Source organism: Streptomyces davaonensis JCM 4913, from assembly GCF_000349325.1.
In the GTDB taxonomy this organism is placed as follows: domain Bacteria; phylum Actinomycetota; class Actinomycetes; order Streptomycetales; family Streptomycetaceae; genus Streptomyces; species Streptomyces davaonensis.
This window is the reverse complement of sequence record NC_020504.1, coordinates 4,886,451-4,909,258: the sequence shown is the minus strand read 5'-3', so window position 1 is coordinate 4,909,258 and position 22,808 is coordinate 4,886,451. Positions and strand designations below refer to the sequence as shown.

Genomic DNA, 22,808 nt, shown 5'->3' with positions numbered 1-22,808 from the left:
CGGGCAGGGACCATCGGCGGAGGGGCTGGGACCGAGGAGTAGCGTCGCCCCCATGCATGCGATCACGATCGACGAACCCGGTGGACCCGAGGCGCTGGTGTGGGCGGAGGTCCCCGATCCGGTGCCCGGCGAGGGCGAGGTCCTCATCGAGGTGGCGGCGAGCGCCGTGAACCGGGCCGACCTCCTTCAGCGGCAGGGCTTCTACAACCCCCCGCCCGGCGCGTCCCCCTACCCGGGCCTGGAGTGCTCAGGGCGGATCGGCGCGCTCGGCCCCGGAGTCTCCGGCTGGGCCGTCGGCGACGAGGTGTGCGCGCTGCTCGCGGGCGGCGGTTATGCCGAGAAGGTCGTCGTCCCGGCCGGGCAGGTGCTGCCGGTGCCCAAGGGCGTCGGCCTGGTGCAGGCCGCGGCGCTGCCCGAGGTGGTCTGCACGGTGTGGTCGAACGTCTTCATGATCTCCCACCTGCGTCCGGGCGAGACCCTGCTGGTGCACGGTGGCTCCAGCGGCATCGGCACCATGGCGATCCAGCTCGCGAAGGCCGTCGGTGCCAAGGTCGCGGTCACCGCCGGTACCCGTCAGAAGCTGGACCGGTGCGCGGAGCTGGGCGCGGACATCCTGGTCAATTACAGGGAGCAGGACTTCGTCGAGGAGCTCGCGAAGGCCACCGACGGCGCGGGCGCCGACGTCATCCTCGACAACATGGGCGCCAAGTACCTGGACCGCAATGTCCGCACCCTCGCCGTCAACGGCCGCCTCGCGATCATCGGCCTCCAGGGCGGCGTCAAGGGCGAGCTGAATCTCGCCGCCCTGCTGAACAAGCGCGCCGCCATCAGCGCGACCTCGCTGCGGGCCCGCCCGCTGGCCGAGAAGACGGCGATCGTCGCGGCCGTAAGGGAGCATGTGTGGCCGTTGCTCGACGGCGGCCATGTGCGTCCGGTCGTCGACCGGGAGATCCCGATGAGCGACGCGGCGGCCGCGCACCGGGTGGTGGAGGAGAGCGGGCACGTCGGCAAGGTCCTGCTGGTCACGCCCTGAGCCCGGGCAGGCCCTAGTCGGTGCGCCGCAGTCGCAGGCCCACGAAGGCCAGCCCCAGGCCGAGTCCGATCAGCACCAGACCGCTGCCCAGGGGCAGTACCTCGAGCACGGGCCCGGTCGGTACGGCGGCGCCCCGCGCGGGTGCCTCGGAGTGCGGGGCGACGGGTTCCGGGGGTGCGGGGGAGGCCGCCACGGGTTCCTCCTCCTCGGCTTCGGGCAGCCCCGTATAGGGCCGTCCGGGCCGCTCCCGCCCCTCCCCGGCCCCGCTCCCCGCCCGGGACGCCGACGCCGAGGGGGACACCGACGGCTCGCTCTCCGCGCCGTACGCCGTCCCGGCCCCGAATCCCCCCATGAGCACGACGAGCAGTGCCGTCGCCCGTACTGTCCGCAGCCATGGAGTCACGGCACAAGCCTCACATCGGCGAAGGAGCCCGGCATTCCGGGCGCCGCCACCGGGTCGAACCCGACGTAAACGGTGGATCACCCTGCGCGGGGGGCACCACGCTGATGAGATGTAGGGGTGCGAGAGAATGGCGGCATGGAGATGCCGAGGAACGAAAGGTCGCCGGAGAACCCGCAGATCCTGGTCGTGGGCCAGGACGGCATGGCGCTCAGTGGCGGCAACCCGGACGAGGACTCCCGCGAGATTCCCGTGACGGAGCAGGTCGAGCAGCCGGCGAAGGTCATGCGGATCGGCAGCATGATCAAGCAGTTGCTCGAAGAGGTGCGCGCGGCTCCTCTCGACGAGGCCAGCCGGGTCCGCCTCAAGGAGATCCACGCCAGCTCGGTGAAGGAGCTGGAGGACGGACTCGCCCCGGAGCTGGTCGAGGAACTGGAGCGCCTGTCCCTGCCGTTCGCCGACGAGGCGACCCCGTCCGACTCGGAACTGCGGATCGCCCAGGCCCAGTTGGTGGGCTGGCTGGAGGGCCTCTTCCACGGCATCCAGACCACCTTGTTCGCCCAGCAGATGGCGGCCCGCGCCCAGCTGGAGCAGATGCGCCGCGCCCTCCCGCCGGGCGTCGGCCACGAGGAGGGCGGCGACGACCCGCGCACCGGCGGCCGCTCGGGCGGACCGTACCTGTAGACACCCGCGACGACGAAGGGCCCGGCGGTCTCACGGACTGCCGGGCCCTTCTTTACGTCTGTCCCCGGGTCAGGCCGGGTTGCCCGTGGAGACGCTGAGCGAGATCTTCGGCGGGTTCTCCGGGTCGATGTCCTCCCCGGCCGCCGGGAACTGCTCCATCACCGTGTCCTGGCCGTAGGTGTTCTCGTCCACGGCCTTGCGCTCGACCTGCCAGCCCGCGGCCCGGGCGCAGGCGCGCACCGAGTCGTAGTTCTTGAACGTGAAGTCCGGCAGCTCCACCTTCTCGGGGTCGTTGTACGACTCCACCGGCTCGGTGCACTTCTCGGTGTCGATGACCTTCGTCTTGTCCGGACCCCGGTGCCCCTCGACCGCCGAGGGCGACTTGCTGGGGTCGGCCTGGGGGTCGTCGTCCTTGGTGCCGCCGTTGAACATCAGCGCGGCGATCAGACCGCCGACCGCGATCACCGACACCACGATCGACCCGATGATCACCGGCCGGTTGTTCCGGCCGCCGCCACCGCCCCCGGAACCGGACACGCTGGTCTGCGGGCTCAGGTTGTACGGCGGCGGCGTCGACGCGTACCCGGCCGACGGCGGGGTCTGGTAGCCCGGCTGCGCCTGCGGATAGCCGTAGGAGGGAGCGGGCGCGGGCGTCGGGGCGCCGTACGGGTTCGGCGTCGGAGCCGGCTGGTACGGCGTCTGGACCTGGCCGGAGGGCGCCGGGGTCGACTGGTCGACCGGCGGGAACACCGACGCGCCGACACCGGCGCCGCTGGCGGTCTGCGCGCCCGGCACGATGCTCGGCGCCGCGGCCTGGAAGGAGGACGCCACCCGCAGACACTCGTCGCGCATGGCCTCGGCGCTCGGGAAACGCTCGTTCGGGTTCTTCCGCAGCGCGCGGGCGACCAGCGCGTCCACCGCCGGCGGCAGCGAGCGGTTGATCGAGGAGGGCGCCACCGGCTCCTCCTGGACATGCGCGTACGCGATGGCCAGCGGCGAGTCCGCCTCGAACGGCAGCCGTCCGGTGACCAGCTGGAACAGCATGATGCCGACCGAGTACAGATCGGAGCGGGCGTCCACGCCCCGGCCGAGCGCCTGCTCCGGGGAGAGGTACTGCGGGGTGCCGACGACCATGCCGGTCTGGGTCATCGAGGTGACGCCGGACTGCATGGCGCGGGCGATGCCGAAGTCCATCACCTTGACCACGCCACGCTTGGTCATCATCACGTTGCCCGGCTTGATGTCCCGGTGGACCAGCCCCATCTCATGGCTGATCTCCAGCGCCGCCAGCACATCCGCGGTGATCTTCAGCGCCTTGTCGGCGGGCATCGCGCCCTGCTGCCGGATGTCCTCGTCCAGCACCGAGCCGAGCGGGCGGCCCTCGATGTACTCCATGACGATGTACGGAGTCGTCATGCCGTCGAGGCTGTCCTCGCCGGTGTCGAAGACCGAGACGATATTGGTGTGCGTGAGCTTGGCCACGGCCTGGGCCTCGCGGCGGAACCGCTCGCGGAATGCCTGCTCCCGGCCCAGCTCGGTGTGCAGCGTCTTGACCGCGACCTGGCGGTCGAGCACGGCGTCGTACGCGAGATGCACCGAGGCCATGCCGCCTTCGCCGAGCAGATCGCGCAGCTGATAGCGGCCGTCCGCCAACGCCCGTCCCGCGTACCGCCCCTGTGCGCCGTCCTGGCTCATGTCTCCGTGTCCCCCATAGCCCGTCGGCGCCGGCGATATGCGTGGATCCGTCGGTGATCCGTCGTTGATCGAAAGTGCTATTCCCGGCCAAGTCTGCCCCAGGGCACTGACACGTCAAGCTCGGTGCCCGTTCCGTGACCGTACGCGAAAGAAGCGTCGCGCAAGCGTTACAGGGGGCGTACGCCCGGTACACAGAATTTGCACGACACACCGGCTTGCGGGTTTCATGGCCGGTCCGTCCCGGACCGGCCGGGGGGACGATCCCGGACCGGCGGCCCGCGCGGAGGCTGTAGCGTGGCCGACGGAGACCGTAACAACACCGCGCGCACCGCGGGCAGAAACGACGGCGAGGACCGATGGCACAGCAGCAGCGCGCTCAGGGCCCGTCCGACCCCGAGGCGACTGGCGGCGGTATGTCAGATGCGCCGGAGTTGTGGGGGAACGGCGGACTGGTCGGGGACGGCCGGTACCGGCTCACCCGCAGACTCGGCCGGGGCGGCATGGCCGAGGTGTTCGCCGCGGAGGATGTCCGGCTCGGACGGACCGTCGCGGTCAAGCTGCTGCGCGCCGACCTCGCCGAGGACCCGGTCTCCAAGGCCCGTTTCACGCGCGAGGCCCAGTCGGTGGCCGGCCTCAACCACCATGCCATCGTCGCCGTGTACGACTCCGGTGAAGATTTCGTGGGCGGCCAGAGCGTGCCGTACATCGTCATGGAGCTGGTCGAGGGGCGCACCATCCGCGATCTCCTCATCAACGCCGAGGCGCCCGGGCCCGAGCAGGCCCTGATCATCGTCTCCGGGGTGCTGGAGGCGCTCGCCTATTCGCATCAGCACGGCATCGTGCACCGCGACATCAAGCCGGCGAACGTCATCATCACCAACAACGGCGCGGTCAAGGTGATGGACTTCGGCATCGCCCGCGCCCTGCACGGCGCGTCCACCACCATGACCCAGACCGGCATGGTCATGGGCACCCCGCAGTACCTCTCCCCGGAGCAGGCGCTCGGCAAGGCGGTCGACCACCGCTCCGACCTGTACGCGACGGGCTGCCTCCTGTACGAACTCCTCGCGCTCAGGCCCCCGTTCACCGGCGAGACCCCCCTCTCGGTGGTCTACCAGCACGTCCAGGACATCCCGACGCCCCCGTCGGAGGCCTCCGACGCCTGCCCGCCGGAGCTGGACGGCCTGGTCATGCGCTCCCTCGCCAAGGAGCCCGACGACCGTTTCCAGACCGCCGAGGAGATGCGCGGCCTGGTCCAGTACGGCCTTCAGATGCTCTACGACCAGGGCGGCCACACCGGTACCTGGAACACCGGCCCGGTCGACACGCACGACGGCCGGCACACCCCGTCCGCGGGCTTCGCGCAGACGGCCGTGATGGGCCACCCGGGCGCGGACGCCTCCGGCACCACGCAGATCCCGCAGCCGATCCTGCCGGGCGGCCGGTACGGCGGCGGGGACGACGGCGGCTTCGAGGGACACGGCAACAAGGGCAGCGGCCGCGGCAAGCTGTGGATCCTCGCCGTGCTCGCGGTGATCGCCATCGCGGCGGGCGTCGCCCTCGCGCTGAACGGCGACGACGACAAGACGCCCGGCACGGACACCACCAAGTCGCCGAGCGTGACGCAGTCCAAGGACGACGAGACGGCCAGCGAGTCGCCGAGCGACGACGAGACCGCACAGCCGACCGACGACACCACCGACGACGGCACCGGCACGGACGGCGGCTCGGGCTGGACCCCGTCCACCTCGCCGACGTACACCCCGTCCGAGACGGCCACCAGCGAGGAGCCGGAGCCGACCGACACGGCGACCGAGCCGACGGAGCCGACCGAGGAGCCGACGGAGACGGACCCGGAGCCGACGGATCCGCCGGAGCCGACGGACGGCACGGTCGAGGGCGCCACGGGCGGGGACCCCGCGGGGGACTGACCCCGTCCGCTCAGTCCACGAACGCGTCGCACACCGCGTCGTACTCCCGCGTCCACCACACCACCAGTGCCGAGGCCGCCGGGAACTGCGGGTCGGCGCGGGTGTCGCCGCGCTCGTAGTGCCAGCGCAGCATCCAGAAGTCGTTGAGGCGCTCCCACCACACCCGGTGCACGGCCGCCGCCAGCTCCGAGGCAGTGGCGCCCGCCGTGCGCCGGTACGCGCGCGTGTAGGCCCGTACCTTCGGCAGGTCCAGGGTGCCCGCGGGCCGGACGAAGAAGATCGCGGCGGCTCGTACGGCCTCCTCCGCGCGGGGCTGCACCCCGAGCCGGTCCCAGTCGACGATCGCGGCGGGCGCGTCGCCCTTGTAGAGCAGGTTGAAGGGGTGGAAGTCCCCGTGCACCCAGCCCACCGGGCCCCCGCGCGGGGGACGCCGGTCGGCGTGCCGTTCCAGCAGCGCCCGCCGTTCCAGCAGCCGGTGCCGGGCGAGCGTGTCGAAGGAGTCGGCGGGCCGGTGCCGGCGCACCCGGGCCAGCAGGTCCGTGATGAGGGCGAAGGTGTCGGCGGGGTCGGCGCCGACCACGGGCGCCCGCCGCTCCGGCGGCATCACCCGTTCCAGGCCCGCGTGGACCGCCCCGAGCAGCGCGCCGAGACGGGTGCACTGCCCCGGTGTGAGCTGCCCGCCGTGCCGGTGCCGGCCGTCGATCCAGGGGTGCAGGGCGTAGGCGTGGCCGCCGATCACCGCGACCGTACGGCCGTCCCGCGCGGGCAGTGGCGGCGCCACCGGGACGCCGAGGCCGGCCAGGCGCTCGGTGGCCCGGTGCTGGCGGGCGATGGCGGTGGGGTCGGCCGTCTCGGGGTCGAAGTGGTGCTTCAGGAAGTAGCGGCCACGAGTGGTGCGGAGCCGGTAGCCGCGGTTCAGCAGCCCTTGGTCGACCGGTTCACAGGCGACGGCGCATCCGGCGGCGTACTGGGGCAGCAGGGCGCCCAGCGGGGGCGCGGGATGCACAAGGGGTGGTACACAAGGGCGCGGCACGCGCCAGATGGTAGGGCACAAAACGGGCCCGTGAGCTGGGCGTTGTCACAGAAAGTCGGCGTCAGTCACATTTGGTCATGGGATGCTCGGGAAAGGGCGTTCCCGGGCGGCCGGCAATTTCGTCGGACGGCAAACCCTTCCTCTGACCTGGGTGGCCGGGATAACGTGCCGTTGCTCCGGCCTCCTGCAAGGCTGTGACCAGCACCCTTCGAGTTCCTCGCGATTTACTTGGAAATCCAAGCAAAATCGCAGGTCAAATGGGGTTTCACAGAAATGTGGCGCACTGGGTAACGTGATTGTTGCAGGGCGCTCGCCGGGGCACCTGTCACGCCTGTTCCGGCCGAGTGACACCCACCCCGTGCACGGGTGTCGGACCAGGTGAGCCGCACTGGCCACCCGGCAACCCCGGGGACCGGACCGACGGAGGAGCACACGTGACCGTGGAGAGCACTGCCGCGCGCAAGCCGCGACGCAGCGCCGGGACCAAAAAGTCCCCGAGCACTCAGCCCGAACTCGTTCAGTTGCTGACGCCCGAGGGCAAGCGCGTCAAGAACGCCGAGTACGACAAGTACGTCGCCGACATCACCCCCGAAGACCTGCGCGGTCTGTACCGCGACATGGTGCTCACCCGCCGCTTCGACGCCGAGGCCACCTCCCTCCAGCGCCAGGGCGAGCTGGGCCTGTGGGCCTCGCTGCTCGGCCAGGAGGCCGCCCAGATCGGTTCGGGCCGGGCCCTGCGCGACGACGACTACGTCTTCCCGACCTACCGCGAGCACGGCGTCGCCTGGTGCCGCGGGGTCGACCCGACCAACCTGCTGGGCATGTTCCGGGGTGTGAACAACGGCGGCTGGGACCCGAACAGCAACAACTTCCAGCTGTACACGATCGTCATCGGTTCGCAGACCCTGCACGCCACCGGCTACGCCATGGGCGTCGCCAAGGACGGTGCGGACAGCGCGGTGATCGCCTACTTCGGCGACGGCGCCTCCAGCCAGGGCGATGTGGCCGAATCCTTCACCTTCTCGGCCGTCTACAACGCGCCGGTGGTGTTCTTCTGCCAGAACAACCAGTGGGCGATCTCCGAGCCGACCGAGAAGCAGACCCGCGTCCCGCTCTACCAGCGCGCGCAGGGCTTCGGCTTCCCGGGCGTCCGGGTCGACGGCAATGACGTGCTGGCCTGTCTCGCGGTCACCAAGTGGGCGCTGGAGCGGGCCCGCAGCGGCGAGGGCCCGACGCTGGTCGAGGCGTACACCTACCGCATGGGCGCGCACACCACCTCCGACGACCCGACCCGCTACCGCGGCGACGAGGAGCGGGTGGCCTGGGAGGCCAAGGACCCGATCCAGCGCCTTCGCCAGTTCCTGGAGTCCGCAAACCACGCGGACGAGGGATTCTTCGCGGAACTGGAAGCCGAGTCCGAGGCGTTGGGCAGGCGAGTACGCGAGGCGGTCCGTGCCATGCCGGACCCGGACCACTTCGCCATCTTCGAGAACGTGTACGCGGACGGGCACGCGCTCGTCGACGAGGAGCGAGCCCAGTTCGCCGCCTACCAGGCGTCGTTCGCGGACGCCGAAGGGGGCAAGTGAGATGGCCGAGAAGATGGCTCTCGCCAAGGCGATCAACGAATCGCTGCGGACGGCCCTGGAGGCCGACCCCAAGGTCCTCGTCATGGGTGAGGACGTCGGCAAGCTCGGCGGCGTCTTCCGGGTGACCGACGGACTCCAGAAGGACTTCGGCGAGGAGCGGGTCATCGACACCCCGCTCGCCGAGTCCGGCATCGTCGGCACCGCCATCGGCCTCGCCCTGCGCGGCTACCGCCCGGTGGTGGAGATCCAGTTCGACGGCTTCGTCTTCCCTGCCTACGACCAGATCGTCACCCAGCTCGCCAAGATGCACGCCCGCTCCCTGGGCAAGGTCAAGCTCCCGGTCGTCGTGCGCATCCCCTACGGCGGCGGCATCGGCGCGGTCGAGCACCACTCGGAGTCCCCCGAGTCGCTGTTCGCGCATGTGGCGGGCCTGAAGATCGTCTCCCCGTCGAACGCCTCCGACGCCTACTGGATGATGCAGCAGGCCATCCAGAGCGACGACCCGGTGATCTTCTTCGAGCCCAAGCGGCGCTACTGGGACAAGGCCGAGGTCAACACCGAGGCGATCCCCGGACCGCTGCACAAGGCGCGGGTGGTCCGCGAGGGCACCGACCTGACGCTCGCCGCCTACGGCCCGATGGTGAAGACCTGCCTCGAGGTCGCCGCCGCGGCCGCCGAGGAGGGCCGGAACCTCGAGGTCCTGGACCTGCGCTCGGTCTCCCCGCTCGACTTCGACTCCATCCAGGCCTCGGTGGAGAAGACCCGCCGCCTGGTCGTGGTGCACGAGGCACCGGTGTTCTTCGGCTCCGGCGCGGAGATCGCCGCCCGGATCACCGAGCGCTGCTTCTACCACCTGGAGGCCCCGGTGCTCAGGGTCGGCGGCTATCACGCCCCGTACCCGCCGGCGCGTCTGGAGGAGGAGTACCTGCCGGGCCTGGACCGGGTGCTCGACGCCGTCGACCGTGCCCTGGCGTACTGAGGAGAGGGTCGTGACGACGATGACGGAAGCGTCCGTACGCGAGTTCAAGATGCCGGACGTCGGTGAGGGCCTCACCGAGGCCGAGATCCTCAAGTGGTACGTCCAGCCCGGTGACACGGTCACCGACGGCCAGGTGGTGTGCGAGGTCGAGACGGCCAAGGCCGCCGTCGAACTGCCCATCCCCTACGACGGTGTGGTCCGCGAGCTGCACTTCCCCGAGGGCACCACGGTCGACGTCGGTACGTCGATCATCGCGGTCGACGTCTCGGGCGGCACCGCGGCTCCGGCCCCCGCCCCCGCCGAGGCCGCCCCCGAGCCCGAGCCGGAGCAGCCCCAGGGCCGCCAGCCGGTCCTCGTCGGCTACGGCGTGGCCGCCTCCTCCACCAAGCGCCGCCCGCGCAAGGGCCCCGCGGTCCCGGTGCAGGAGGCGTCCGCGGCGATCCAGACCGAGCTGAACGGCCACGGTCACGGTCCCGCGGCCGTGAAGGAGCGCCCGCTGGCCAAGCCGCCGGTGCGCAAGCTCGCGAAGGACCTCGGCGTCGACCTGACCACGGTCACCCCGACCGGCCCGGACGGCATCATCACCCGCGAGGACGTGCACGCGGCGGCGGCCCCGCAGAAGGCCCCGGAACCGGTCGTGGCGGCCCCCGTCACCCCCGCCCCCGCAGTGGTGACGTACGACGGCGCCCGCGAGACCCGGATCCCGGTCAAGGGTGTCCGCAAGGCGACGGCCGCGGCGATGGTCGGTTCGGCGTTCACGGCCCCGCATGTCACGGAGTTCGTGACGGTGGACGTGACCCGCACCGTGAAGCTGGTCGAGGAGCTGAAGCAGGACAAGGACATGCAGGGCCTGCGGGTCAACCCGCTCCTGCTGATCGCCAAGGCCCTGCTGGTCGCCATCAAGCGCAACCCGGACATCAACGCCTCCTGGGACGAGGCGAACCAGGAGATCGTGGTCAAGCACTACGTCAACCTGGGCATCGCCGCGGCCACCCCGCGCGGTCTGATCGTGCCGAACATCAAGGACGCGCACGACAAGACCCTGCCCCAACTGGCCGAGTCCCTGGGCGAGCTGGTGTCGACGGCGCGGGAGGGCAAGACCTCCCCGGCGGCGATGCAGGGCGGCACGGTGACCATCACGAACGTCGGCGTCTTCGGCGTCGACACGGGCACACCGATCCTGAACCCCGGAGAGTCCGCGATCCTCGCGATCGGCGCGATCAAGCTCCAGCCGTGGGTCCACAAGGGCAAGGTCAAGCCCCGTCAGGTCACCACCCTGGCCCTCTCCTTCGACCACCGCCTGGTCGACGGCGAACTGGGCTCCAAGGTCCTGGCCGACGTGGCGGCGATCCTGGAACAGCCCAAGCGGCTGATCACCTGGGCGTAGGAAACGGGAAGGGGCCCGCCACGCGATCGTGGCGGGCCCCTTCCGTGCTTCCGTGAAGCGTCAGTCGCGCGGTGCGCCCGAGGGCAGCTGGCGCAGCTGCATCGTGGACGCCGTCGTCGTACCGAAGGCGTAGTCCATCAGCTTGCCCGCGTCCGTGAAGCGGTTGGCGTCGTTCAGCAGGACGCCCACCACCGACTTGCCGTCACGGGTGCCGGCGAAGACCAGGCAGGGGCCGGACGGGGTGTTGGTGCCGGTCTTCACACCGGTCGCGCCGGAGTACGAGCCGATCAGCTTGTTGGTGTTGTACCAGGTGTACGTACGGGTGCCGCCGGTGCTCGTCGTCGCGTACTGGACGGTCGACGGCTTCTTCACGATGCCGCGGAACGTCGAGAACGTCATCGCGCTGCGGGTGAGCTTCGCGAGGTCGCGCGGCGTCGTGTAGTTCGTGTTCTGCGTCGAGTTGCCGTCGAACGAGTCGAAGTGCGTGTTCGTCAGACCGAGAGCCGCGGCCTTCTTGTTCATCTTGGCGATGAAGTTCTTGGTGCGGGCCGAGACCGTGTCGCCGGTGCCGAACTTGTCGGCGAGCGCCATGGCGGCGTCGCAGCCGGAGGGCAGCATCATCGCGTTCAGCAGCTGGCGCACGGTGACCTTGTCACCGGTCTTCAGGTCCGCGCTGCTCGCGCCCACCCGGGCGACATAGTCGCGGTAGGCCTGCTTGACGGTGACCTTGGTGTCCAGGTTCACGCCCTCGATGGCCAGGACGACCCGCGCGGTCATGATCTTGGTGGTGCTCGCCATCGGCCGCTTGGTGTCGGCGGCCTTGCTGTACAGCGTGGAGCCGGTCGCGCTGTTGAGCATGAAGGCGCCCGAGGCGCTGACCGTGGGGGCGGTCGCGGCCTGTGCGGGCGCCGCCAGGGCGCCGCCCGCGACCAGCGCACCGGTCATGGTCACGACGGCGGCGGTGCGGCGGACGCGGACGCCCTTGATGCCGGTTATCACTATGAACGCTCCGAATAGGTGTCAGCTGATCTTGGCGTAGCCGTAGTTGATGAGCTTCTGCACGTCCGTCGTGCGGTTGGCCGCAGAGGACGAGGTCAGGACGGTGCCCATCACCGACTCGCCGTTCTTGGTGGCGGCGAAGACCAGGCAGTACTTGGACGACGTGCCGGAGCCCGTCTTGACGCCGAGCGTGCCGTTCCAGCCGAGCAGCGTGTTGGTGTTCTTCCAGGCCGCCATGGTGCGGATGGAACCGCTGCTGGTGATCGTCTTCGCCGTGTAGGACTTGGTCTTCACCACGGACTTGAAGGTGGAGGACTTCATCGCGCTGCGGGCGAGCAGCGTCAGGTCCTTCGGCGTGGAGTAGTTCGAGCCGTTGCTGATGCCGTCGAACGAGTCGAAGTGCGTGTTCGTCATGCCCAGCTGCTTGGCCTTGTTGTTCATCTTGGCGATGAAGTTCTTGGTGCGGGCCGCGACCGTCGAGCCGGTGCCGAACTTGTCGGCCAGGGCCATGGCCGCGTCGCAGCCGGACGGCAGCATCATCCCGTACAGCAGCTGACGGACGGTGACCTTGTCACCGACGATCAGCCGGGCCGACGAAGCGCCCTTGGACACGATGTAGTCGCTGTACGCCTTCTTGATGGTGACCTTGGCGTCCAGGTTCAGGTTCGACTGCGTGAGCACGACCTTGGCGGTCATGATCTTCGTGGTGGAGGCGGTGAGCCGCTTGGTGTTGGGGGACTTGTAGAAGAGCGTCTTGCCGGTGGCGCCGTTCATCAGGTACGCGCCCTTGGCTGTGACCGTGGGCGCCGTGACGGCCTGCGCCGGTGCCGCGGTGAGAGCTCCGGTGGCGAACATCGCGCCGGTCGTGACCACGACGGCTGCGGCCCTGCGGACCCGGAAGCCCCGATGTGTGGTTTTCAACACAAATACCCCGTATGCAGTCGAATGCCCCTGAAATGCGGCCGAGTTGAAGGGGGTGGAGCTGGGGCCGCAAGTGTGTGACACGTAAGTAGCACAGAAGGTTGTGCGCTTGCTGGGACGAATCGAGGTCCGCATGATGGACGGCACTCCTCATGCGTACGTGTTGTATCTAAGATGTGCGCATGCCATCCGCCCCGACCACCGCCCCCGGCACCCCCGTCAAGCAGCCCCCCGCCGCCGACCGCGTCTACACCCACGTCAAACAAGGCGTCCTGGACCGCCGTTACGAGGGCGGCACCCTGCTGACCGAGGGCGAAGTGGCCGAGGCCACCGGCGTCTCCCGCACCCCCGTGCGCGAGGCGTTGCTGCGCCTGGAGGCGGAGGGGCTGATCAAGCTCTACCCCAAGAAGGGCGCCCTGGTCCTGCCGGTCTCGGCGCAGGAGATCGCCGACGTGGTGGAGACCCGGCTGCTGGTCGAGGAGCACGCGGCGCGCAAGGCCGTCCCCGCCCCCGCCGGGCTGATCGAACGCCTGGAGCGGCTCCTCGCCCGGCAGAAGGCCGAGGCCGCCGCCGGTGATCTGGCCGCGGCCGCCGTCACCGACCGCTGTTTCCACGCCGAGATCGTCCGCAGCGGCGGCAACGAGATCCTCTCCCGCCTCTACGACCAACTCCGCGACCGCCAGCTGCGGATGGGCGTGGCGGTCATGCACTCGCACCCCGACCGGATCGCCAAGACCCTCGCCGAGCACGAGCAGATCCTCGAAGCGCTGCGTGACGGCGACGCCGAGCAGGCCGTCGGCATCGTCCACCGGCACGTCGGCTGGTTCTCGCACCTGGCCCGGGGTGAGGTCCGATGACGGCCGCGCTCCCGGGCGATCCGCCGGGCGGCCGGCGCGCGATCGCCGTCTGGTCCATCGGCGTCTCGGTCTACTTCGTCGCCGTCATCTTCCGTACGTCCCTGGGCGTCGCCGGACTCGACGCGGCCGACCGCTTCGACGTCAACGCCTCCGCCCTGTCCACCTTCTCCATCCTCCAGCTCCTGGTCTACGCGGGCATGCAGATACCCGTCGGCCTGCTGGTCGACCGGCTCGGCACCAAGAAGGTGCTGACCATCGGCGTCGTGCTGTTCACGGCGGGACAGCTCGGCTTCGCGTTCTCCCCGACGTACGGCATGGCCCTCGCCTCGCGGGCGCTGCTCGGCTGCGGTGACGCGATGACGTTCATCAGCGTGCTGCGGCTCGGCACCCGCTGGTTCCCCGCCCGGCGCGGACCGTTGGTCGCCCAGCTCGCGGGGCTGGCGGGAATGGCGGGCAATCTGGTCTCCACCCTGCTCCTGGCCCGGCTGCTGCACGGCGTCGGCTGGGAGGCCGCGTTCGCGGGCAGCGCGGCCGCCGGTGCGGTCGTCCTCGTCCTGCTGCTGCTCTTCCTGAAGGACCACCCCGAGGGCCACGAACCGGAGCCCTTCCCGCACCGGGGCGCGGCCTACGTCCGCCGCCAGATCGCCGCCTCCTGGAAGGAACCGGGCACCCGGCTCGGCCTCTGGGTGCACTTCACCACCCAGTTCCCGGCGATGGTGTTCCTGCTCCTGTGGGGACTGCCCTTCCTGGTCGAGGCACAGGGCCTGTCCCGCGCCACCGCCGGCGAACTGCTCACCCTGGTCGTGCTCTCCAACATGGTGATCGGCCTGGTCTACGGCCAGGTCGTCGCCCGGCACCACGGAGCGCGGCTGCCGCTGGCCCTCGGCACGGTCGGCGCGACCGCGCTGGTCTGGGCGGCGACCCTCGCCTACCCGGCCGACCGTGCCCCCATGTGGCTGCTGATCGTGCTGTGCACGGTGCTCGGCGCGTGCGGTCCCGCCTCCATGCTCGGCTTCGACTTCGCCCGCCCGGCCAACCCGCCGGAACGTCAGGGCACGGCCTCCGGAATCACCAACATGGGTGGATTCGTCGCCTCCATGACGACCCTGTTCGCCGTCGGTGTCCTCCTCGACGCGACCGGGGACGACTACACGATCGCCTTCTCGGCCGTGTTCGTCCTCCAGGCCCTCGGGATCAGCCAGATCCTGCGGCTGCGCAGGCGGGCGGCCCGGCGGGAACGGGAACGGCTGGTGGCGAGCCGGGTGGAGACGCTGCACGTCCCGGCGTGAACCTCAGCGCGCGGCGACCAGGGTGAGGTAGGCGAGCCCCAGCACCCCGCGATACGTCATCCACGAGGCCCGGTGCCGGTCGAGCCGCTCCCGGGTCTCGGCCGCCGCCGGGTGTTCGGGGTTCCGGGCGAGCCACACCTCGGCGTCCGCCTGGTACCCGGACTCGAACTCCTCCCACTCGTCGCGGTTCGCCGTCTCCGTCCACTCGGGCCGGAAACCGGCGGCCACGGCGAGGTCGAGCAGCGTCGCGAGGTCGTGGTGATCCGAAGCGGACGCGTCCGGCCACATCCCGGCGAGCTCCTCCGGGGTGGGCGTCCGCTCCCAGAACCCCTCCCCGATGAGCACCCGCCCACCGTCACTGACGAGTCCACGCAGCGCGCCGAGCGCCTCCTCTGACGTCGATCCCAGCGCCTGACTGGACCCCATGCACAGCACCAGATCGGCCGGCCCGAGATCGGCGTCCCGCGCGGACTTCTCCAGGAACTCCACCCGCCCCGAGAGCCCCCGCGCCTCCGCCTCACGGCGCCCACGAGCGAGATCCTCGCCATTGACATCGACGCCGACCCCCGCCGCCCCCGGCACGGCATCCAACACCCGCATCATGAACTGCCCCCAGCCGCAGCCGATGTCGAGCACGGAAGAGGGGCCATTGGCAGCAAGCCGCCGAATCATCCGCTCGGCCCGCTCCTCGGAGAGGGGGCTGTGAAAGGTGAGTCGGCTGAGACGGGGAGGCCCGTCGGTGTTGGTGTCGGTCATGACGGGCAGCGTATGCAGTGAACTCCGGGCAGTGGCAATGCTTTTAGGGGCGCGGGGCTGCATCGATATGCGGCTCCGCCGCGCGGGCGCGACCAGCCCCCGCCGGCCCGCAGACAAAGAACTGCCCCCCTCGGCCCGCCGCTACGGCGTAACCGCAAAGTTCCGCAGAATCGCCCCCGTAAGCCCCACATCCCCCTCCGTCTTCAGCCGATCGGAGACCGCCTCCGGCGTGACCCGCCCACAGGCGAGCCGCACAAACGTCTCCCAATCCATCGTCAGCGTCGCCGCAGGCCCCAGCGCGGGCGCAGTCTCCACCGTCCCCCGACCCTGGATGTCGATCCGGATCGTGCGCAGGAACTCCACCGGCCCGTGCACATCGAGCACGATCGCCGAGCTCCGCGGAGCGTTCGCCTTGTTCGCCATGACCTCCGGCAGCGCCGCCAGCAGCACGTCCCGGGCCACCAGCGCACCCGGCGAGTCGAGGTTCCCGGGCCGGCCGAGCGCGGCCCGCAGATCCTGCTCATGGACCCATACGGCGAAGGCGTGCTGGCGCATGGCCTCTTCGAGGGTGATCTCCCTGCCCAGCGGACCGCGCACCTTGGTGCCCGGGTCGCGGGACTCGTTCCGCAGCTGACGGTTGCGGCGGATGATCGTGTACTCCAGCTCCGAGGTCATCTCCGGCGCCGTGTGATGACGGCGGACATCGACCTGCATCTCCGTGTAGCGCTGGGCCTCGTTGGTGACGTGGTAGAGGTCGCGCGGCAGCGTGTGGATGGGCCGCGGGTCGCCGAGCATCTCGCAGTCCAGGCCGATGACATGGGAGACCACGTCGCGGATCGACCAGCCCGGACACGGAGTACGACGGTTCCACTCGCCCTCCACAAGCGGCTGCACCAGCTCGGTTATCGCGTCGATGGAGTGGGTCCAGGCGTCGGCGTAGGGCTGGAGGGTGGGATGCAGACTCACGGGAACGGGACCCCTCGGCGGTCGGTACACGGGCAGGTGGTGGCGGCGATGCCAGTGGGAGGTGGCTGTCGGCGGGTGTCTTGGGTCGCTAAGTTACGCTGCTGAGAGGCACCCCGGCAGTGCTTTCGTGTGACGATCGTAGGCCCGGTTGGACGGCTCGAATGCCAGGACGGTGGTAGTGTGCGCGCCTCTCTGATCCAGATCACCGTAGACGAGGGCGAATCAGTCGAATCGCGCCGGGTGCGGGCAGCCTCCCTCGTACGGCAGCAGGCGGGCGCCGATCTGGTCGTCCTGCCGGAGCTGTGGACCACCGGCGCCTTCGCCTACGAGGAGTTCGGCACCGAGGCCGAGCCGCTCGAAGGACCGACCTACGAGGCGATGGCGAAGGCCGCGAGCGACGCGGGTGTCTGGCTGCACGCGGGATCGATTCCGGAACGCGACCCTGACGGACCGCTGTACAACACCTCCCTGATCTTCTCTCCCTCCGGCGAGCTGGTCGCCGCCTACCGCAAGATCCATCGCTTCGGCTTCGACAAGGGCGAGGCCGTGCTGATGGGCGCCGGGCGGGACCTGGTGACGGTCCGGCTGCCCGGGACCACGCTCGGCGTGGCCACCTGCTACGACCTCCGTTTCCCCGAACTCTTCCGCGGTCTCGTCGACGCCGGCGCCGAGACCCTGGTCATCCCCGCGGGCTGGCCGGAGCGCCGCCGGGCGCACTGGACGCTGCTGGCTCAGGCGCGGGCGGTGGAGAACCAGGCGTTCGTGCTCGCTTGTGGAACGGCCGGGACGCATGCGGGAGTTCCACAGGCAGGTCACTCGATCGTGGTAGATCCCTGGGGCGAGGTCCTCGCCGAGGCGGGCGCGGACGAGGAGATCCTCACCGTGGAGTTCGACCCCGGGAAGGTCGCGACGACGCGGGAACAGTTCCCGGCACTGAAGGACCGGGTTCTCTGAGGACCTGGTTCTCCGACCGCAAGCCGACCGCAAGCCGGCCGCCCGCGGGTCAGTCCCCCACCCGCTCCTTCTCCGCCAGGTGGATCACACACACCGCCACCGCGATAAGCAGCGCCGGGTCCGCGTCCTCCCGGACGACATCGACGCCGTAGGTCTCCCGGATGTGCAGCCAGCGGCGCGAGACGACCGCCAGCAGCTCACCGTCGTACTCGACCGCGAACTCCCGGTCGAGGATCTTGCCGCTGACGTCCAGCTCCGTGCTGCCGTCGGCCAGGGCCACGCGGTAGTGGTTGCGCAGGAGCGACAGCCGCTTGCGGCGGATCGTGGCCAGTGACTGGCCTTCCCGCTCGATCACCATCGTGTCGCGCAGCGCGAACATCTTCTGTCGGATGTCGATCAGGACCCGTCCCTGCCGGTCCTTCAGCTCGAAGGTGTCCCGCAGTCGCATGGCCTTGCCGTCGACGAGGAAGACCTTGTTGCCCCGGTCGTCCTCGATCCAGTAGTCGTCACCGATGCCGAGGATCCGGTCGCGTACGAGGAATCTCATGACACCAGGGGTTCCCCGGCACGCGGTCCGAAACGCCGCCGGTAGTCCGACGGGCTGAGCCCGGTCTCGCGCCGCAGCCGCGCCCGCAGGTTCGCCGCCGTGCCGAGCCCGCAGCGCGCCGCCACCACATCGAGGCGCTCCTCCCCGCGCTCGATCAGCCGGCAGGCGAGCGCCACCCGCTCACCGGTCAGCCAGGTCAGCGGCGTCGTGCCGAGCTGGGTCCGGAAGCGCCGGTGCAGGGTCGCCGGGGACACCGCGGCCCGCGCCGCCAGATCCGCCACCGTCAGCGGCTCGCCGAGTCGCTCCTGCGCCCACGCGATCACCGGGCCCAGCGACTCGTCCGGCACCTCGGGCACCGGCCGCTCCACGAACTGCCGCTGCCCGCCGTCCCGGTGAGCGGCGAAGACGAGCCGCCGGGAGACCGCGTTGGCGATCTCGGCGCCGTGGTCCTGCCGGACGAGGTAGAGCCCGAGATCGAGCGCGGCGGCGCTGCCGGCGGCGGTGAGGATCCGGCCCTCGTCCACGAAGAGCACATCCGGCTCAAGACGCACCCGCGGATGCAGCTCCCGGAACGCCTCCGCCCACATCCAGTGCGTGGTGGCCCGGAGCCCGTCCAGCACCCCGGCCTCGGCGAGCGCGAAGCTGCCCGTGCAGAAGCTCAGGATGCGCGCCCCGCGCGCGTGGGTGCGGCGGATGGCGTCCAGGACATCGGCGGAGCGCGGTACGACGTTGTCGGGCCGCCCCGGTACGACGAGGGTGTCGGCACCGTCAACGGCATCCAGCTCCGCCGTCCCGGTGATCGTGAAGAACCCGTGGTTCATGCGCACCGCGCGCGTGGGTGTGCACAACACCACCTCGTACAGCGGCCCCGGCAGCCCCAGTTCGGGCCGCGGCAGCCCGAACAGCTCGGTGGCGACGCCGACCTCGAACGGGTTGGTGCCTTCATCGACGATGACGGCCACGCGATGCGGCTGAGAGGATCCTTGCGCCATATGCGATTCCTAGCACTCGCAGGCCGCCCCGGCCACCCGCACGATGACGTCATGACTCAGAACCGGGAACCCGTCTCCCTGCCCGCCGCCCTCGCCTCGTTCACCGAGCAGTGGAGCCCCCGCATCGCCACCACGGTCAACGACTACGACGTCCGCGTGACCCACGTCGAGGGCGAGCACCTCTGGCACACCCACGACAACACCGACGAGTTCTTCCTGGTCCTCTCCGGAGAACTCCACATCTCCCTGCGCGAACCCACCGGCGAACGCACGGTCGTCCTGCCGCCCCTGTCCGTCTTCACGGTCCCCAAGGGCACCGAACACAAGCCCTACGCCCCGGTCCCCACCGACATCCTCCTCCTGGAACCCTCGGGCACCTCGACGGTCGGCGACCGCCACGAGGAGATCCCGTCCCATGTGGACGAGACCACGGGTCACGCATTGGCGTGACCCGTGGCTCACCCAGGACGGTCGGCGGACCTCACCCCTCCAGGAACGCCACCAGCACGTTGGCCAGCAAGAACGGGTCGTCCGCGCCGCACAGCTCCCGCGCGCTGTGCATCGACAGGATCGCCACGCCGATGTCGACCGTGCGGATGCCGTGGCGGGCCGCGGTGATCGGGCCGATGGTCGTGCCGCAGGGCATCGCGTTGTTGGAGACGAAGGACTGGAACGGGACGTCGGCCTTCTCGCTCGCCGCGGCGAAGACAGCGCGGCCCGAACCGTCCGTGGCGTAGCGGTTGTTGACGTTGACCTTCAGGATGGGGCCGCCGTTCACGCGGGGGTGGTGCGTCGGGTCGTGGCGCTCCGCGTAGTTGGGGTGCACGGCGTGGCCCGTGTCCGAGGACAGGCAGACCGTTCCGGCGAAGGCGCGGGCCTTGTCCTCGTACGAGCCGCCGCGCGCGAACACCGAACGCTCCAGGACGCCGCCCAGCAGCGGCCCGTCCGCACCCGTGTCGGACTGGGAGCCGTTCTCCTCGTGGTCGAAGGCGGCCAGGACCGGGATGTAGGGGAGGTCTCCGGTCGATACCGCCGTGAGGGCCGCTGTCGCGGCGTGGACCGACAACAGGTTGTCCATGCGCGGGGCCGCCAGTAGTTCGCGGTCGCGGCCCAGGTAGGCGGGTGGTTCGACGGAGTGGACCATCAGGTCCCAGCCGGTGACCTCGCCGGCCGCGAGCCCGCTCTCCTCCTCCAGGAACGCGATCAGATCGCCGTCGCGTACGTCGTTGCCGAGCCCCCAGATGGGCTGGAGATGGCGCTGCTTGTCGAGCTTGAGGCCCTCCGAGGAGACCGTGCGGTCCAGGTGGATGGCGAGCTGGGGGACGCGCAGCAGGGGCCGGTCGATGTTCACGAGCCGGTGGGAGCCGTCGCGCAGGGTGAGCCGGCCGGCCAGGCCCAGGTCGCGGTCCAGCCAGGAGTTGAGCAGGGGTCCGCCGTAGATCTCCACGGCCACCTGGCGCCAGCCGTACGCCCCGGAGTCCGGCAGCGGCTTCACGCGCAGGTTGGGGGAGTCGGTGTGCGCGCCGATGATGCGGAACGGGGTGTGCGGCGCGGCGCCCTCGGGCACGTACCAGGCGACGATCGCGCCGCCGCGGATCACGTACTTGCCGCCGCTCGACCCGTCCCAGGCGTCGGTCTCGGCGACCTGGCGGAACCCGGCCTTCTCCAGCCGCTCGGCGGTGTTCGCCACGGCGTGGTACGGCGACGGACTGGCCGCGAGGAAGGTCATGAGGTCGTCGGTGTGGCCGCGATCGAAGCGTGAGGGTTCGCTCATGGGGTTCACCTTAACGACGTACCAGGGCCCGCCCCCCGTTATGAGGAGGGCGGGCCCTGGTGAGGAAGGGGAGTTGTGCCTAGAACGCCGCTTCGTCCAGCTCCATCAGGTCCAGCTCGACGCCCTGGGCGAGCTTGCGCGCGCCGGTGACGCCGGGCAGGACGTTGGCCGCGAAGAACTTCGCCGCCGCGATCTTGCCGGTGTAGAAGGCCTGGTCCTTCGCGGAGGCCGTCTCCAGCTTCTCGGCGGCCACCGCGGCGCCCTTGAGCAGCAGGTAGCCGACGACGACGTCACCGGAGGCCATCAGCAGGCGGGTGGTGTTGAGGCCGACCTTGTAGATGTTCTTGACGTCCTGCTCGGTGGCGGCCAGGTCGGTCAGCATCAGGCCGACGATGGCCTCCAGCTCGACCGCGGCCTTGGCGAGGTGCTCGCGGGCACCGGCCAGGTCCTCGCCGCCCGTGCCGAGCGCCAGGAACTTCTTGATGTCCTCGGCGAGGGAGTTCAGCGCGGCGCCCTGGTTGCGGACGATCTTCCGGAAGAAGAAGTCCTGGCCCTGGATCGCGGTGGTGCCCTCGTACAGGGTGTCGATCTTGGAGTCCCGGATGTACTGCTCGATCGGGTACTCCTGGAGGAAGCCGGAGCCGCCGAAGGTCTGGAGCGACTGCGCGAGCTGCTCGTAGCCCTTCTCGGAGCCGTAGCCCTTCACGATGGGGAGGAGAAGGTCGTTGAGCGCGTGCTCCGCCTTCGCGTCCTCGCCCGCCGCCTCCTTCACCGCGATCGCGTCCTGGATCGAGGCCGTGTAGAGCACCAGGGCGCGCATGCCCTCGGCGTACGCCTTCTGCGTCATCAGCGAGCGGCGCACGTCGGGGTGGTGCGTGATGGTGACCTTGGGCGCGGCCTTGTCGCCGAACGCGGCGAGGTCCGAGCCCTGGACGCGCTCCTTGGCGTACTCGAGGGCGTTCAGGTAACCCGTCGACAGCGTGGAGATCGCCTTCGTGCCGACCATCATGCGGGCGAACTCGATGATGCGGAACATCTGGCGGATGCCGTCGTGCTTGTCGCCGATCAGCCAGCCCTTGGCGGGGTGCTGGTCGCCGAAGGTCATCTCGCAGGTATTGGAGGCCTTCAGGCCCATCTTGTGCTCGACGTTGGTGGCGTAGGCGCCGTTGCGCTCGCCCAGCTCGCCGGTCTCGAAGTCGAAGAGGTACTTCGGGACCATGAAGAGGGACAGGCCCTTGGTGCCGGGGCCGGCACCCTCGGGGCGCGCGAGGACGTAGTGGAGGATGTTCTCCTCCATGTCGTGCTCACCGGAGGTGATGAAGCGCTTCACGCCCTCGATGTGCCAGGAGCCGTCCTCCTGCTGGATCGCCTTGGTGCGCCCGGCGCCGACGTCGGAACCCGCGTCGGGCTCGGTCAGCACCATGGTGGAGCCCCAGGTCCGCTCCACGGCGATCTGGGCGATCTTCTTCTGGACGTCATTGCCCTCGTCGAAGAGGATCCCGGCGAAGGCCGGACCGGAGGAGTACATCCACACGGCCGGGTTGGCGCCCAGGATCAGCTCCGCGTACGACCAGATCAGCGACGGGGGAGCGGTGGTGCCGCCGATCTCCTCCGGCAGGCCGAGGCGCCAGTACTCGGAGTCCATGAACGCCTTGTAGCTCTTCTTGAAGGACGCGGGGACCGGCGCGGTGTTGGTCTCCGGGTCGAAGACCGGCGGGTTGCGGTCGGCGTCGGCGAAGGACTCGGCGAGGTCGTTCTCCGCGAGGCGGGTCATCTCCTCGAGGATGCTCTTCGCGGTGTCCGTGTCCATCTCCGCGAACGGCCCGGTGCCATACAGCTTGTCGCGCCCGAGTACTTCGAAGAGGTTGAACTCGATGTCGCGGAGGTTCGACTTGTAGTGCCCCATGGCGATGGCTCCGTAGAGAGATCGGCGAGGCACTGGATCCTCGCGCTAGTTCACGTACCAACAAGTAGCTCCGATGATGCTACCCGCCAGTAATAAGCCGCAACCCCATCCGGTCATCT

At 70.2% G+C, this 22,808-nt stretch carries 21 protein-coding genes; 10 read left to right on the top strand and 11 right to left on the bottom strand.

All coding sequences use genetic code 11. The features are described from left to right. Nucleotides 1-52 precede the first annotated feature (52 nt). A complete protein-coding gene (locus tag BN159_RS21590) occupies nucleotides 53-1,033 on the top strand; it encodes an NAD(P)H-quinone oxidoreductase (RefSeq protein WP_015659127.1) in 981 nt (326 codons plus the stop codon). A gap of 13 nt (nucleotides 1,034-1,046) precedes the next feature. Here BN159_RS21590 and BN159_RS43225 read toward each other — a convergent pair whose 3' ends face one another. Then, nucleotides 1,047-1,436 (bottom strand): hypothetical protein, encoded by a 390-nt coding sequence (locus BN159_RS43225; RefSeq protein WP_015659126.1) that lies wholly within the window; start codon nucleotides 1,434-1,436, stop codon nucleotides 1,047-1,049. 135 nt (nucleotides 1,437-1,571) lie between these two features. On the opposite strand from BN159_RS43225, the gene BN159_RS21580 reads away from it, so the two are divergent. Next, entirely contained in the window at nucleotides 1,572-2,117 is a 546-nt protein-coding gene (locus BN159_RS21580) for a bacterial proteasome activator family protein (RefSeq protein WP_015659125.1), read from the top strand. A 69-nt stretch (nucleotides 2,118-2,186) separates the two neighbouring features. On the opposite strand, the gene BN159_RS21575 is transcribed toward BN159_RS21580, so the two are convergent. After that, complete coding sequence (locus BN159_RS21575) at nucleotides 2,187-3,812, bottom strand: protein kinase domain-containing protein (RefSeq protein WP_015659124.1); 1,626 nt, start codon at nucleotides 3,810-3,812, stop codon at nucleotides 2,187-2,189. A gap of 356 nt (nucleotides 3,813-4,168) precedes the next feature. On the opposite strand from BN159_RS21575, the gene BN159_RS21570 reads away from it, so the two are divergent. Beyond that, nucleotides 4,169-5,743: a protein kinase domain-containing protein gene (locus BN159_RS21570; RefSeq protein WP_015659123.1), complete on the top strand. Its 1,575-nt coding sequence runs from the start codon at nucleotides 4,169-4,171 to the stop codon at nucleotides 5,741-5,743. 10 nt (nucleotides 5,744-5,753) lie between these two features. Here BN159_RS21570 and BN159_RS21565 read toward each other — a convergent pair whose 3' ends face one another. Then, nucleotides 5,754-6,749, bottom strand: coding sequence for a phosphotransferase (locus BN159_RS21565; RefSeq protein WP_015659122.1), 996 nt, complete (start codon nucleotides 6,747-6,749; stop codon nucleotides 5,754-5,756). 461 nt (nucleotides 6,750-7,210) lie between these two features. Between BN159_RS21565 and pdhA the strand changes: the two genes are divergently transcribed. Genes pdhA through BN159_RS21550 form a run of 3 tightly spaced genes read left to right on the top strand, consistent with a single transcriptional unit; the run spans nucleotide 7,211 to nucleotide 10,728 of the window. Then, on the top strand, nucleotides 7,211-8,362 hold the full coding sequence (gene pdhA, locus BN159_RS21560) for a pyruvate dehydrogenase (acetyl-transferring) E1 component subunit alpha (protein ID WP_015659121.1): 1,152 nt from the start codon (nucleotides 7,211-7,213) through the stop codon (nucleotides 8,360-8,362). 1 nt (nucleotide 8,363) lies between these two features. Further along, the gene (locus BN159_RS21555; protein ID WP_015659120.1) at nucleotides 8,364-9,341 is read left to right on the top strand and encodes an alpha-ketoacid dehydrogenase subunit beta; all 978 of its coding nucleotides are present in this window, start codon (nucleotides 8,364-8,366) and stop codon (nucleotides 9,339-9,341) included. 10 nt (nucleotides 9,342-9,351) lie between these two features. Further along, on the top strand, nucleotides 9,352-10,728 hold the full coding sequence (locus BN159_RS21550; RefSeq protein ID WP_015659119.1) for a dihydrolipoamide acetyltransferase family protein: 1,377 nt from the start codon (nucleotides 9,352-9,354) through the stop codon (nucleotides 10,726-10,728). 60 nt (nucleotides 10,729-10,788) lie between these two features. Here the strand turns inward: BN159_RS21550 and BN159_RS21545 are convergent, their stop codons facing one another. Both BN159_RS21545 and BN159_RS21540 read right to left on the bottom strand, forming a co-directional pair. After that, the gene (locus tag BN159_RS21545) at nucleotides 10,789-11,673 is read right to left on the bottom strand and encodes a D-alanyl-D-alanine carboxypeptidase family protein (RefSeq protein WP_051113657.1); all 885 of its coding nucleotides are present in this window, start codon (nucleotides 11,671-11,673) and stop codon (nucleotides 10,789-10,791) included. Nucleotides 11,674-11,748: 75 nt separating this feature from the next. Continuing rightward, complete coding sequence (locus tag BN159_RS21540) at nucleotides 11,749-12,582, bottom strand: D-alanyl-D-alanine carboxypeptidase family protein (RefSeq protein WP_193384339.1); 834 nt, start codon at nucleotides 12,580-12,582, stop codon at nucleotides 11,749-11,751. Nucleotides 12,583-12,830: 248 nt separating this feature from the next. Between BN159_RS21540 and BN159_RS21535 the strand changes: the two genes are divergently transcribed. Both BN159_RS21535 and BN159_RS21530 read left to right on the top strand, forming a co-directional pair. Then, nucleotides 12,831-13,505, top strand: a complete 675-nt coding sequence (locus BN159_RS21535) for a GntR family transcriptional regulator (protein WP_015659116.1) — start codon at nucleotides 12,831-12,833, stop codon at nucleotides 13,503-13,505. Next, on the top strand, nucleotides 13,502-14,794 hold the full coding sequence (locus tag BN159_RS21530) for an MFS transporter (RefSeq protein ID WP_015659115.1): 1,293 nt from the start codon (nucleotides 13,502-13,504) through the stop codon (nucleotides 14,792-14,794). Before BN159_RS21535 ends, BN159_RS21530 begins: the two co-directional genes overlap by 4 nt. 3 nt (nucleotides 14,795-14,797) lie before the next feature. Here the strand turns inward: BN159_RS21530 and BN159_RS21525 are convergent, their stop codons facing one another. After that, entirely contained in the window at nucleotides 14,798-15,550 is a 753-nt protein-coding gene (locus BN159_RS21525; protein ID WP_041819628.1) for an SAM-dependent methyltransferase, read from the bottom strand. A 141-nt stretch (nucleotides 15,551-15,691) separates the two neighbouring features. Continuing rightward, the gene (locus BN159_RS21520; RefSeq protein ID WP_015659113.1) at nucleotides 15,692-16,516 is read right to left on the bottom strand and encodes a maleylpyruvate isomerase family mycothiol-dependent enzyme; all 825 of its coding nucleotides are present in this window, start codon (nucleotides 16,514-16,516) and stop codon (nucleotides 15,692-15,694) included. Nucleotides 16,517-16,696: 180 nt separating this feature from the next. Here BN159_RS21520 and BN159_RS21515 point away from each other — a divergent pair, with 180 nt between their 5' ends. Beyond that, a complete protein-coding gene (locus BN159_RS21515) occupies nucleotides 16,697-17,470 on the top strand; it encodes a carbon-nitrogen family hydrolase (protein WP_015659112.1) in 774 nt (257 codons plus the stop codon). A 49-nt stretch (nucleotides 17,471-17,519) separates the two neighbouring features. Here BN159_RS21515 and BN159_RS21510 read toward each other — a convergent pair whose 3' ends face one another. After that, a complete protein-coding gene (locus tag BN159_RS21510; RefSeq protein ID WP_015659111.1) occupies nucleotides 17,520-18,017 on the bottom strand; it encodes an LURP-one-related/scramblase family protein in 498 nt (165 codons plus the stop codon). Then, nucleotides 18,014-19,009 (bottom strand): GlxA family transcriptional regulator, encoded by a 996-nt coding sequence (locus BN159_RS21505; protein ID WP_015659110.1) that lies wholly within the window; start codon nucleotides 19,007-19,009, stop codon nucleotides 18,014-18,016. The genes BN159_RS21510 and BN159_RS21505 overlap by 4 nt, the downstream gene beginning before the upstream one ends. 51 nt (nucleotides 19,010-19,060) lie before the next feature. On the opposite strand from BN159_RS21505, the gene BN159_RS21500 reads away from it, so the two are divergent. After that, nucleotides 19,061-19,459, top strand: a complete 399-nt coding sequence (locus BN159_RS21500; protein WP_041819626.1) for a cupin domain-containing protein — start codon at nucleotides 19,061-19,063, stop codon at nucleotides 19,457-19,459. A gap of 31 nt (nucleotides 19,460-19,490) precedes the next feature. Here BN159_RS21500 and BN159_RS21495 read toward each other — a convergent pair whose 3' ends face one another. Continuing rightward, nucleotides 19,491-20,783, bottom strand: a complete 1,293-nt coding sequence (locus BN159_RS21495; protein ID WP_015659108.1) for a M18 family aminopeptidase — start codon at nucleotides 20,781-20,783, stop codon at nucleotides 19,491-19,493. 79 nt (nucleotides 20,784-20,862) lie between these two features. Next, a complete protein-coding gene (locus tag BN159_RS21490) occupies nucleotides 20,863-22,689 on the bottom strand; it encodes an acyl-CoA dehydrogenase (RefSeq protein ID WP_015659107.1) in 1,827 nt (608 codons plus the stop codon). Between the last annotated feature and the right edge of the window lie 119 nt (nucleotides 22,690-22,808).